General features: G+C 38.8%; 11 protein-coding genes. 6 read left to right on the top strand and 5 right to left on the bottom strand.

The features are described from left to right. Nucleotides 1-104 precede the first annotated feature (104 nt). The 3 genes from NPX99_RS02995 to NPX99_RS02985 all read left to right on the top strand — a co-directional run bounded on the left by NPX99_RS02995 (nucleotide 105) and on the right by NPX99_RS02985 (nucleotide 4,823). On the top strand, nucleotides 105-671 hold the full coding sequence (locus NPX99_RS02995) for a DUF2497 domain-containing protein (RefSeq protein WP_269030309.1): 567 nt from the start codon (nucleotides 105-107) through the stop codon (nucleotides 669-671). Between the two features lie 158 nt (nucleotides 672-829). After that, nucleotides 830-3,553, top strand: a complete 2,724-nt coding sequence (locus tag NPX99_RS02990; RefSeq protein WP_269030307.1) for a valine--tRNA ligase — start codon at nucleotides 830-832, stop codon at nucleotides 3,551-3,553. Between the two features lie 478 nt (nucleotides 3,554-4,031). Beyond that, on the top strand, nucleotides 4,032-4,823 hold the full coding sequence (locus NPX99_RS02985; RefSeq protein ID WP_269030305.1) for a tetratricopeptide repeat protein: 792 nt from the start codon (nucleotides 4,032-4,034) through the stop codon (nucleotides 4,821-4,823). Nucleotides 4,824-4,912: 89 nt separating this feature from the next. Here NPX99_RS02985 and NPX99_RS02980 read toward each other — a convergent pair whose 3' ends face one another. The 5 genes from NPX99_RS02980 to xth all read right to left on the bottom strand — a co-directional run bounded on the left by NPX99_RS02980 (nucleotide 4,913) and on the right by xth (nucleotide 9,049). Next, nucleotides 4,913-5,659, bottom strand: coding sequence for an amino acid ABC transporter ATP-binding protein (locus NPX99_RS02980; RefSeq protein ID WP_329957932.1), 747 nt, complete (start codon nucleotides 5,657-5,659; stop codon nucleotides 4,913-4,915). 11 nt (nucleotides 5,660-5,670) lie between these two features. Then, nucleotides 5,671-6,387, bottom strand: coding sequence for an amino acid ABC transporter permease (locus tag NPX99_RS02975; RefSeq protein ID WP_269030303.1), 717 nt, complete (start codon nucleotides 6,385-6,387; stop codon nucleotides 5,671-5,673). 2 nt (nucleotides 6,388-6,389) lie between these two features. Next, complete coding sequence (locus NPX99_RS02970) at nucleotides 6,390-7,142, bottom strand: amino acid ABC transporter permease (protein ID WP_269030301.1); 753 nt, start codon at nucleotides 7,140-7,142, stop codon at nucleotides 6,390-6,392. Between the two features lie 88 nt (nucleotides 7,143-7,230). Beyond that, nucleotides 7,231-8,133 (bottom strand): transporter substrate-binding domain-containing protein, encoded by a 903-nt coding sequence (locus NPX99_RS02965; protein WP_269030300.1) that lies wholly within the window; start codon nucleotides 8,131-8,133, stop codon nucleotides 7,231-7,233. A 133-nt stretch (nucleotides 8,134-8,266) separates the two neighbouring features. Beyond that, nucleotides 8,267-9,049, bottom strand: coding sequence for an exodeoxyribonuclease III (gene xth / locus NPX99_RS02960; protein WP_269030298.1), 783 nt, complete (start codon nucleotides 9,047-9,049; stop codon nucleotides 8,267-8,269). 521 nt (nucleotides 9,050-9,570) lie between these two features. On the opposite strand from xth, the gene rpsL reads away from it, so the two are divergent. The 3 genes from rpsL to fusA are packed head-to-tail and all read left to right on the top strand — an operon-like array spanning nucleotide 9,571 to nucleotide 12,542. After that, nucleotides 9,571-9,942: a 30S ribosomal protein S12 gene (gene rpsL, locus NPX99_RS02955; protein WP_004859227.1), complete on the top strand. Its 372-nt coding sequence runs from the start codon at nucleotides 9,571-9,573 to the stop codon at nucleotides 9,940-9,942. Nucleotides 9,943-9,960: 18 nt separating this feature from the next. Then, the gene (rpsG, locus tag NPX99_RS02950; protein WP_269030296.1) at nucleotides 9,961-10,431 is read left to right on the top strand and encodes a 30S ribosomal protein S7; all 471 of its coding nucleotides are present in this window, start codon (nucleotides 9,961-9,963) and stop codon (nucleotides 10,429-10,431) included. A 26-nt stretch (nucleotides 10,432-10,457) separates the two neighbouring features. Continuing rightward, nucleotides 10,458-12,542: an elongation factor G gene (gene fusA / locus NPX99_RS02945; protein ID WP_269030294.1), complete on the top strand. Its 2,085-nt coding sequence runs from the start codon at nucleotides 10,458-10,460 to the stop codon at nucleotides 12,540-12,542. Nucleotides 12,543-12,602: the final 60 nt, after the last annotated feature.

Raw genomic sequence — 12,602 nt, 5'->3', positions numbered from 1 at the left:
TCACCTTTGAAAATATAGTGAGAGGTGTGTTGATCTTATGATTCTTTTGCTTACACTAAAGGTGTGATTCTCTTTGTTGTTGCGTCTTTGAGAGGTTTTTAAGTATGGTACAGAGTTCAAGCGTGTTACGTGAGCCAAGTATGGATGAAATTTTGACATCTATTCGTGAAATAATCGAAGAAAATGCGGTTCAACCTGATCACTTTTTAAATGAAGGTGGTGCAATGAATACCTCTGCAGATCGTTTAGAAGGAACTGTGAGAGCTGGTTATGAGACTACTTTATCGGTTGATGATGCAATGAGGGCTTTGGCTGATCGTATTGGGCTTTCTTCTGAAAACCAAGATTCTTTGTCAATGCAAGAAAAAGAGAATGTAGAGCCAGAAAATGGTACGGTTGGCGTAAATATACAAAAGGTAAAGTTTTCTTCTGAGGAACAACACCCTGTTCATAAAACAAAAGAGTATAATGATGAGAGCCGTGTCTCACAGGAAGGAAATAGAGCGACTACTCGTGTAGAATTATCTGAATATTGTCTTTCTTCTGCGGAGAAGATTGCAAAGGATGTCTTGCGTCCGGCTATAGCAGAATGGTTACAATGTAAATTACCCGTTTTGCTTGAGAATATTTTACGTGAAGAGATTGTTAAGGCAATTAAGAAATCTTCTTAATTATTTTTTTATTATTTTTTTGCGTTCTCCGTTTTAATTTTATATGAAATTCTGTTTGCGGTTTTGCAAACTTGACATCAATGGATGAGGTTTGTAGGGAGTGTGATCGGATTTCAGATCATTTCCTGAATTTTTTAGCGGCGTTATGGGTGGGTAGAATGTTAGAAAAAAACTATGATGCTGCTTCTATAGAGCAACGGGTTGCAAAAAGATGGGAAGCTCGTGGTGCTTTTGAAGCGGGAGTAGGTTCGAAAAGTGATGCAGAGCCCTTTTGTGTTATGCTTCCACCTCCCAATGTTACCGGCTCATTGCATATGGGACACGCACTGAATACGACAATCCAGGATATTGTCGTTCGGTTTCAGCGGATGCGAGGTAAAAATGTATTGTGGCAGCCGGGTATGGATCATGCAGGAATTGCTACGCAAATGGTTGTTGAAAGGCAACTTGCAGAGCGTCAAGAGCCAACGCGCCAAGAAATGGGGAGAAAAAAATTTGTTGAGCGTATTTGGGAATGGCGTCATGAGGCTGGTGGGATTATTGCAAACCAGCTACGCAGACTTGGTGTTTCGTGTGATTGGTCGCGTGAGCGGTTTACAATGGATGAAGGTTTATCCCAAGCTGTTTGTGAAGTTTTTGTTACGCTTTATAAGCAAGGGTTGATATATAGAGATAAACGTTTGGTTAATTGGGATCCTAAACTGTTAACGGCTATTTCGGATCTTGAAGTTGAGCAAAAAGAAGTTAAAGGTCATTTGTGGCATTTTAGATATCCACTTGAAGGTAGAGTTTTTGATCCGAATGATGCTACAACTTTTATTACAGTAGCGACAACACGTCCAGAAACAATGCTTGGTGATACGGGAATTGCAGTTAATCCTGAAGATGATCGTTATAAAAATCTTATAGGTCAAAATGCTATCTTGCCGCTTGTTGGACGTAGATTGTTAATTGTTGGTGATTCTTACGCAGATCCTGATGCAGGGAGTGGTGCTGTAAAAATCACACCAGCACATGACTTTAATGATTTTGAAGTAGGGCAACGCAACAATCTACGTTTGATTAATATTTTTACAAAAAAGGCTGAGATTTTTCTTCGTGAGAATGAAGCATTTTTTGAGGGGCTGGTTTTATCAGATGAATTAAAGCTCTTAGTGGAAAAATTAGATCAATCTGACCGTTTTTTTGCGCGTGATCGTATTGTTTCTTTAATGGAAAAGGGAGGATATTTAGCAGCGGTTGATGATCATCCACACACTGTTCCTCATGGAGATCGTAGTGGGGTGCCTATTGAACCATTCTTGACAGATCAATGGTATGTTCATGCAGCGGAATTAGCTAAGCCAGCGATAGAGGCTGTTTGTCAAGGGAAAACACAATTTGTTCCTGATAGTTGGAAGAAAACCTATTTCAATTGGATGCAAAATATTCAACCTTGGTGCGTTTCGCGGCAATTATGGTGGGGACATCAGATACCGGCTTGGTATGGTCCTGATGGTACGGTTTTTGTTGAAAAAAGTGAAGAAGAAGCTTTATCTGCAGCTCTTTCTTATTATGGTGAAGTGGTTGCGTTAACGCGTGATGAAGATGTTTTAGATACATGGTTTTCTTCTGCTCTTTGGCCTTTTTCAACACTAGGTTGGCCAAATAAAACACCTGAATTAGCTACTTTTTATCCAACATCTCTATCGGTTACGGGATTTGATATTATCTTTTTCTGGGTTGCTCGTATGATGATGATGGGACTGCACTTTATGGGTGAGGTTCCTTTCCCAACGGTTTATGTGCACGCTTTGGTCCGAGATCAGAAGGGGGCAAAGATGTCAAAGTCGAAGGGGAATATTATTGATCCATTAGAGCTCATTGATCAATATAGTGCAGATGCACTCCGTTTTACTTTAGCTATTATGGCGGCGCAAGGGCGTGATGTCAAACTTGATCCTTCCCGTATTGCAGGTTATCGTAATTTTGCTACGAAATTATGGAATGCTACCCGATTTGCAAAGATGAACGGTGTTAAGCATGATCCAGATTTTAAGCCAGAAAAAGCAAAACTTGCGCTTAATCGTTGGGTTTTAACAGAGCTCTCTAAAACTGTTTCAGCAGTCACTACTGGTATTGAAAATTATAAATTTAATGAATCGGCTAGTGCACTTTACCGCTTCATTTGGAATACACTTTGTGACTGGTATTTGGAGCTTCTCAAACCCATATTTCAAGGCTCAAATGAGGAAGCTAAAAATGAGGCTCAGGCTTGTACCGCTTGGGTTTTAGATGAAGTTTATAAGCTTCTTCATCCTTTTATGCCTCATATGACAGAGGAGTTGTGGTCTCTGACAGAAACACCAAACATGAAGCGTCAGGATATGCTGGCATTGATACAATGGCCAGAGGAAATGTTTGCAGATGAAAAGGCTGCTGCTGATATTAATTGGCTTATTGATGTTGTTAGTGGGATTCGATCTGTGCGTTTTGAAATGAATATTCCCGCCGGCACGTTAGCACCTCTTGTTATTGTCGAAGGAGGAGAAATAACGCGAGAGCGTGTGCAACGCTATGATACTCTTCTTAAAAAATTAGCGCGTATTGAAACAATTCATTTCTCTGATAAAATTCCAGCTATATCAGCACAAATGATTTTGGGAGAGGCGATTTTTTGTTTACCATTGGGGCAGTTGATTGATTTGGAAGCTGAACGTGCTCGTTTGATGAAAGATATGAGAAAAATTGAACAGGATATTGAAAAAATATCGTTTAAATTAAACAACCCTAAATTTGTAGCAAATGCAAAGCCGGAAATTGTTGAGATTGAGCGTGACAGGATTGTAGAGTTGCATGCTACACAGAAGAAAATATCTGTTGCTTTAGAACGCTTGACGTAATTGGTCTTTTATTCTCTGTTCTACTGGTGAGTATTATCATGTAAATACAACTGAACTTTATCGTTTTTGTTTTGATAAAATAAGTTGTTAGTTTATTTTTAATGTTGCTTACTGTTTTTAAGATTTAAACGGTTTCTTGATATTTTATCCATTTTAAAACTCTTTTTCAGTACACACAATTTCTCTCTTGAGCAGTGTCTGCTATTTCGGAATAAGAAGGTTGAAATAACCATATACTTTAATATAAAGCAATCTATTATGAAATACAGAATTTTGATTTATGATTAAAAATCAATTTGTTAGATATAAAATTAAAAGATTATTTTAAGGTGATGCTTTTTGCGTTTTCCATTTATTTATCTTTCTGTTAACCTTCTTATATTCAAGAGATTTTCTTGTACTAAAAAGATTTTGAGTTCATACAAAGCATTTTGTAGCAAAAGTAATGATTAAAAATGAGAGAATGGGGGAGGTTTAGATGATGAACAGGTTTAAAGCGTGGCAAAAAGCTGCCCTTATTATTACTTTGGGGGGAGTTCTTGCTAATGCTTATGTCATAGATATAAATAGTGAGGAAAAAGTTATTAATGATTCGTTTTATTTTTTAAAACGCGGTATGTCTGCTTATAAAAATGGGCAAATAAATCAGGCACTTTCAGCATTACGTTGTGCTGCCGATATGGGAAATATCGATGCGCGCTGGAAGCTTGGCTCTATTTATGCAGAGGGCGATGGTGTCCCTGAAGATGATTATAAGGCATACAATTTTTTTGCATCTATCGTTGAAAAAGATGTTGATCTAGGTTCAGAAGATGCAAGCTATATTTCTGATGCATTGGTTAGACTTGCAGGGTATATAAAAAAAGGCATTCCTCAATCACCTATAAAACCTAATCCTTCTTACGCTGCTCGCCTTTATATGCAGGCTGCAATGAATTATGGAAATTCTAAAGCTCAGTACCATTTAGGAAAAATGTTTTTAAAGGGCGAGGGAAAGGAGAAAAACCTTGTGCAGGCAGCACGATGGTTTCAGCTTTCAGCAAGAAAAGGAAATCCTTCAGCTCAAGCAATGCTTGGAAATATGCTGGTTCAGGAAGGAAAAATTGCTCGTGGTACAGCAATGTTAACTGTAGCCTATCAAAAAGCTGATGTAAAAGATCGAGATTGGATTCGCTCTCTGCAAGAGCATGCTTTTGCCCTTTGTAATGAATTCGAAAAGCGTAAAGCACTCTCGCTGGTTGGTGATATTTTAAAAAATAACAGTTTTTGAATATCTCGTTATAATATTTTTTTGTGTATCTTGATATAAATTTTGACCTTTTTTGTTATAAAGAAGTGGTTTTTGGTTATAATATGCTGCTAGTGGCTAAGGATTTTAGACAAGAAATCCTGTGCACGTGGGATTCTGGCTTGTGGATCAGAAAAGAACTCTTTTGACGAACAGTCTTCAAGGATTTTTCCTTGATCCATGAAAATAACACGTTCAGAGACTTTTTGCGCAAATCCCATTTCATGTGTTACACAAATCATTGTCATACCTTCTTCTGCTAAGCTGATCATGACATCAAGTACTTCACCCACCATTTCAGGATCTAGAGCAGATGTTGGTTCATCAAAAAGCATAACAAGCGGATCCATAGTTAAGGCACGTGCGATAGCAACGCGTTGCTGTTGTCCTCCAGATAGTTGACCAGGGTATTTATTTTTATGATCGATAAGCCCAACGCGTTCAAGATATAACAAACCACGCTCGAGAGCTTCTTTTTTGCTGCGCTTTAAGACTTTAATTTGTGCAATTGTCAAATTTTCTGTGACGGATAGATGGGGAAAAAGTTCGAAGTGTTGAAATACCATTCCTACCTGACTACGCAATTTAGGCAAATTCGTTTGTTTTGAATGAACTGGTATTCCATTAATCCAAATTTCACCTTTTTGAAAAGGAACGAGAGCGTTAATGGTTTTAATAAGTGTTGACTTACCTGAACCAGATGGTCCACACACCACAACAACTTCTCCCTTGTTAATATTGGTTGTACAGTTTTTAAGAACATTAATCTCGCCATACCAGTTGGAAACATTTTTTATTTCGATCATATGAGTAGTCATTTTTTTTCCTATTAGCGAATAATGGATATTTTTTTCTGCAGATACACGACCATCTGCGACAGTGTAAAACAGATAACAAAATAGAAAAGTGCCGCTAAGATATAGGCTTCTTGCTTTACACCAAAATTGTTAGCAACAATATCAAAACCGTTCAAAAGGCTATGTCCACTGATTGCATAAACAAGCGTTGTGTCCTGAAAGAGGATAATAACTTGAGTTAAAAAAACTGGCAACATATCTCGGAAAGCTTGGGGAAGAATGACGATGTACATATTTTGCCAATATGTCATTCCGAGCGCTTGTCCTGCATGTTTTTGTCCTTTGGCAACAGAATTTATACCAGCGCGCATAATTTCGGCAAAATAAGCGGTTTCAAAAGCGGTGAAGGTGATAAGCGCTGATTTATTTGCACCAATTGATGTTCCAGTGAGGAAAGGTAAAAGGACAAAAAACCATAAAATAACCATAACAAGCGGTATTGAACGCATGGCAGTTATGTAAATTATTGCAAACCAAGAGAGCAACTTCATAGAAGAAAGCCGCATCATTGCTAAGAGAGTGCCGAATATAAGTCCTAATATTGTCGCAAAAAGAGTTAAAAAAACACTAAAGAGTAAACCTGACAGGATATAAGAACAGAATATATCAAAAGTAAAAAATGAAAAATCAAAGTCTGAAAAATTGAAAGGAAAAGAAAATTCAAACTTGGAGGTTATGAAATTTATCATCTTCAGCGTTCCTCTGTTTGAATATTCGGAATTTTGAGTATTTGTTCAATAATTGTCATGATAATGAATACGAACAAAGCTATAAAAATGTAAAGAATCGTGACAATTAAATAGTTCTCATAAACATGGCTTATTTCTTCGATTGTTTGGTACTGAAACTGCATCAATTCATTTATCGAAACGGCAAATGCTATAGATGAATTTTTCACAATACCCATTGCTTCTGAAGTAAGTGGGGGCATGATCGTACGCATAGCACGCGGTAATATGATATAGCGATAAATTTGATAGGTCGTAAATCCCATTGCCATAGCTGCATAGCGTTGTCCAGAAGGAATGGCCTCAATACCTGAACGTACCTGTTCCGCAATGCGGGCGGATGTAAAGAAACCTAAGGCACATGTTATGAGAAGAATAGGTGAAAAGCTCATCGCTGGTGGATAAATTTTAGGCACAACAAAATACCATAAAAACACTTGTACAAGCAAGGGAATGTTACGCATAATCTCGACCCAGATACTTCCGATAGAACGCAATAAGCAACGGATCACGGAAGTATTTGGTAGGGTGCGTATTGTTCCTATAATGATGCCCAAAAATACAGCTAAGATCAGTGAAGAAACAGATAATATCACCGTATTTTTAAAGCCATCAAGTAGTGTATCTAAGTAGGTATGACTTACACCAGGGGTTCCAAGACATCCAGCCACGAACGTTTGGGCAAGGTCATCTGTACAAAGAAAAGAAAAGTCCATTAATTGATTTTCCTGAATTTATTAAAAAATAAACCCCAATATAACCACACTCAATTTTCAAGAAGTGTGGTTATTTTTTTAAATTCTATCATTTATTTTCTGTATAGTTTTCACGAGGTTTATTATTGGGATGCTCCCAAGCGTATTTTGTTGCTTGAGATAAAGGAAGGTTAACAATAGTATTTGCGGGCGGAATCGGTTTCATAAACCATTTATCGTAAAGTTTTTCAAGTGATTTGTTGTTGATTTGGCGCACAATGCTGTCATTTATTTCTTTTTCAAAGTTTTTGTCATTTAATCGGAGCATACAAGCGATGGGTTCGACTGAAAGCACTGTATCAAGAATGACATAATCAGATGGTTTTTTTGATTTTGCAATCAGCCCAGCCAGAATTGAAGCATCCATAACAAATGCATCCGCACGGCCAGACTCTAATAATAAGAAACTATCTCCGTGATCTTTGCCCTTTACAACATTAAAGTGAATATTTTTTGCACGTTTATTTTTGCGGATAAGCCGAACAGATGTTGTACCAGTAGTGGTTGCAACTATTTTTCCATTTAAATCATCAAGAGACTTAATGTTGGAGTTTTTCTTTACAGCAATTCGAACTTCTTCAACATAAGTGGTATAAGCAAATGCGGCTTCTTTACTACGTGCAATATCATTTGTTGTTGATCCACATTCAAAATCATAGGTGCTATTTTTTAAGAGAGGGATTCTATTTTGCGATGTGATGGGAAGATAATGAATTTTGATTGGTTTACCAATTTTTTTTGAAATATCGTCAATAATACGCTCTGCCATTTCTGTGTGAAAACCTACATATTTGTCATTCCCGAGGGCATAGGCTAAACCTGATGATTCGCGAACGCCCAGCGTGACCTCTCCTGTTTTTTTTATTTTTTCGAGTGTATCATTTTCAGCGTGTGCTATACTGGTGAACCCGATCGCCGTTGCTGCAATAAATATTAACAATGATTTTTTCATGATGTCCTCCATTCATTTATAGTTTTTTGTTCTTGTTTTATTGTTTAAGATATATTGTCACGTACGGTGTAGCACGAATTATATTTGGGGTGGGATATTTTTTTATTTCAATAAATCAGCTGTTGTACCCTCGTTAATTGAAATTAAGATGTGCCCAAACAGGCGTATGGTCCGATGGTTTTTGATACCCTCTTACTTCTTTCTGGCTATAAGCACAGATAAGTTGATCAACAGCTTCTGGTGATAATAGCAAATGATCAATGCGAATCCCGTTATTTTTCTGCCAGGCACCAGCTTGAAAATCCCAGAAACTGAATGAGGGGGTTTCTGTGACATTACGAATAGCATCATAAAAACCTAAATGAATCATGCGTTGGAAGGCTTGTCTTGTTTGTGGAAGGAATAAGGCATCATGATTCCATTCTTGAGGATTTTTGGCGTCTAATGGGGCAGGGATAACATTATAATCACCAGCTAGGACAAGGGGTTCTTCATATGCAAGCAATGATTTTGCATGTGCGTACAATCTCTCCATCCATTCTATTTTATAAGAATATTTTTCGCTTGTGATAGGGTTTCCATTTGGCAAATAGAGGGATACAACACGAATAACACCTTTATTTGTTGAATAAACGGCTTCAATGTATCGTGTTTGTTCATCATTATCATCGCCTGGTAATCGGCGCATAACTTCATCAGGTGTTTTTTTAGAGAGAATCGCAACACCATTAAAACTTTTTTGTCCGTGTGTTTCTATATGATACCCTAAGCCTTCAATTGCACCGCGGGGAAAATTTTCATCGGTACTTTTTATTTCTTGTAGACAGACTATATCGGGCTGATTTTTCTGTAACCACTGACACAATGTTTCATGTCGCGCTTTTATTCCCGCAATATTCCATGTTACTATTTTCATGGTATTCATCTTAAATATTTTAAATGTTACCGGTGTAATTTTTTATTGCATCGTTAAAATGTCTTAATAAATATCCGGCAAATTTGTGCTCTTTGAATTAGATTGCTGCTTTTTATGTAGAGATATTACTATGGAAAACTAGTTTATCAAGAACTTCTGTAAAAGCCAAACTAAAGCCTTATCATTTAATTTATTTTTATTTTTAAAAACTTTCTGATGTTTAGTTCTTGACGAATGTATGTGTTCTCGCTATTAGAGACCACTATAACCGATGTGAGAGTGATTGATGATTTCGGGTATTTGCTCGAAGGAGACATTTAAACAGGTTTATAAAAGATTAAAAGCAAATGCCAATGCAAAAGGCTCGTGCCTTCTCTGCTTGTAGTCGGGTAAGCTGTTTATAGCAGGCGTGCCCGATTTTGTGTGTAAGCTTAGATATTTATTTTGATCCTATCGAAATAAATAGAAATGATAAAGCCCGAGTGGGTAAGACGAACTTAGATCGAAAAGAGGAAGGTTATATGCCTACCGTAAATCAGTTGATTCGCAAGCCGCGTGTAGCGCCAGTTAAGCGTAATAAAGTTCCTGCTCTTCAGTCGAATCCGCAGAAGCGTGGGGTTTGTACGCGTGTCTATACAACGACGCCAAAAAAACCGAATTCTGCACTTCGTAAAGTTGCTAAAGTCCGTTTGACAAATGGATTTGAGGTGATAGGTTATATTCCTGGAGAGGGGCATAATCTTCAAGAGCACTCTGTTGTAATGATTCGAGGTGGTCGTGTGAAGGATTTGCCCGGGGTTCGTTATCACATTATTCGTGGTTTGCTTGATACCCAAGGTGTTAAGAATCGTAAACAGCGTCGTTCAAAATATGGCGCGAAGCGTCCAAAATAATATTGAGAGACAAAGCTAATGTCCCGTCGCCATAGAGCAGAAAAACGTGAAATTAATCCTGATCCCAAGTTTGGTGATTTGGTTATTACGAAATTTATGAATGCCATCATGTTTGATGGTAAAAAGTCAGTTGCTGAGCGTATTGTCTATGGTGCGCTTGAGGTTGTAGAAAAAAAGGTGAAGACAGATCCTGTAGCTCTGTTTCATCAGGCGTTGGAGAATGTTTCTCCTCATATTGAGGTTCGTTCTCGGCGCGTTGGTGGTGCTACTTATCAAGTTCCGATAGATGTTCGTCCTGATCGTCGCCAGGCTCTTGCTATCCGCTGGTTGATTTCGGCGGCTCGTGGGCGGAATGAGACGACAATGATTGATCGTCTTTCTGCTGAGTTGATGGATGCGGCTAATAATCGTGGTTCTGCAGTGAAGAAGCGTGAGGATGTTCATCGTATGGCTGAGGCTAATCGTGCATTCGCTCATTATCGCTGGTAGGCGTGTTTAAGGATAAGGCAAATATAATGGCTCGCGAATATAAAATTGAAGATTATCGTAATTTTGGTATTATGGCGCACATTGATGCGGGTAAGACCACTATGACTGAGCGTATTTTGTTTTATACGGGTAAGAATCATAAGATTGGTGAAACCCATGATGGTGCTTCTACAATGGACTGGATGGAACAGGAGCAGGAGCGTGGTATTACGATTACATCTGCTGCGACAACGACCTTTTGGCAAGGGCGTGATGGGCGGAAGCGGCGTTTTAATATCATTGATACGCCAGGGCACGTTGATTTTACGATTGAAGTTGAGCGTTCTTTGCGTGTTCTTGATGGTGCGATAGCATTGTTGGATGCAAATGCTGGTGTGGAGCCTCAGACGGAGACTGTTTGGCGGCAGGCTGAGAAATACCGTGTGCCGCGTATGGTTTTTGTTAATAAAATGGATAAGATAGGCGCCGATTTTTATCGTAGTGTAGAGATGGTTGGTTCTCGATTGGGGGCTAGGGCACTTGTTTTGCAATTGCCAATCGGGGCTGAAAATGATTTTGAAGGGGTTGTTGATCTTGTTGAGATGAAGGCATTAAAATGGGATGGCTCCATTGGTGCTTCGGCGGTTGTAAGTGAGATTCCATCCGATTTGAAGGAGAAGGCAGAAGAGTATCGCGAGAAATTAATTGAGATGGCCGTTGAGGTTGATGAAGCTGCGACAGAGGCGTATTTGGAAGGTGTTATGCCAACAAATGAACAGCTTGTTTCTCTTATTCGTAAGGGAACGATAGAGGTTCAGTTTCATCCAGTTCTCTGTGGTACTGCTTTTAAGAACAAAGGAGTTCAACCGCTTTTGGATGCTGTTGTTTCTTACCTTCCTTCTCCGGTTGATGTTCCCGCAATTAGTGGTGTTGATGTGAAGACTGAGTCTGAAGCAACCCGTGAATCTTCGGATGATGCTCCGCTCTCTATGCTTGCTTTTAAAATTATGAACGATCCGTTTGTTGGGTCGTTGACTTTTTGTCGCATTTATTCTGGCAAGGTTCAAAAAGGTATTTCTCTTGAAAATACTGTGAAGAAAAAGAGAGAGCGTTTGGGGCGTATGCTTCAGATGCACTCAAATTCTCGTGAGGATATTGAAGAGGCGTTTGCTGGTGATATCGTTGCTCTTGCGGGACTTAAAGAGACTACAACAGGCGATACTCTTTGTGATCCTTTGAAGCCTATTATTTTGGAGCGGATGGATTTTCCTGAGCCTGTTATTGAAATTGCGATTGAACCTAAAACGAAGGCAGATCAGGAAAAAATGGGTATAGCTCTCAATCGTTTGGCTGCTGAAGATCCTTCATTCCGTGTGAAATCTGATGAAGAATCGGGGCAAACCATTATAGCTGGAATGGGTGAGCTTCATCTTGATATTATTGTTGATCGTATGCGGCGCGAATTTAAAGTTGAGGCAAATATTGGGCAGCCTCAAGTTGCTTATCGTGAATCGATTACCAAAACAGCAGAAATTGATTATACGCATAAGAAGCAATCTGGTGGTGCTGGGCAGTTTGCTCGTGTTAAAATTATTTTTGAACCTCATGATGGTGATGATTTCCTCTTTGAGTCAAAGATTGTTGGTGGTGCTGTTCCTAAGGAATATATTCCTGGTGTTCAAAAGGGGATTGAAAGTGTCATGGGATCAGGCCCTCTTGCGGGTTTCCCTATGCTTGGTGTAAAGGCTACACTGATTGATGGTGGTTATCACGATGTTGATTCTTCCGTTTTGGCTTTTGAGATTGCTGCTCGTGCAGCTTTTCGTGATGGAGCAAAAAAAGCGGGTGCACAACTTCTCGAGCCAATTATGAAGGTAGAGGTTGTAACGCCGGAAGATTATGTTGGTGATGTTATTGGTGATCTCAATTCTCGTCGCGGTCAAATTTCAGGGACTGAGGCGCGTGGTATTGCTACAGTTGTGAATGCAATGGTTCCTTTGGCGAATATGTTTGGTTATGTGAATACTCTTCGTTCAATGAGTCAGGGGCGTGCGCAATATACAATGCAGTTTGATCATTATGAGCCTGTTCCTTCGGCTGTTGCTTTGGAGATTCAAAAGAAATACGCGTGATTTGATTATATATTAATTTTTAACTTAGTCCTTTATTTGGATAGAAAATGGAGAGCTCAA

Source organism: Bartonella sp. 220B, assembly GCF_026930205.1.
Lineage (GTDB): Bacteria > Pseudomonadota > Alphaproteobacteria > Rhizobiales > Rhizobiaceae > Bartonella.
Note: the sequence above shows the minus strand (reverse complement) of the source record. Positions and strands in the feature narration are given on the sequence as shown.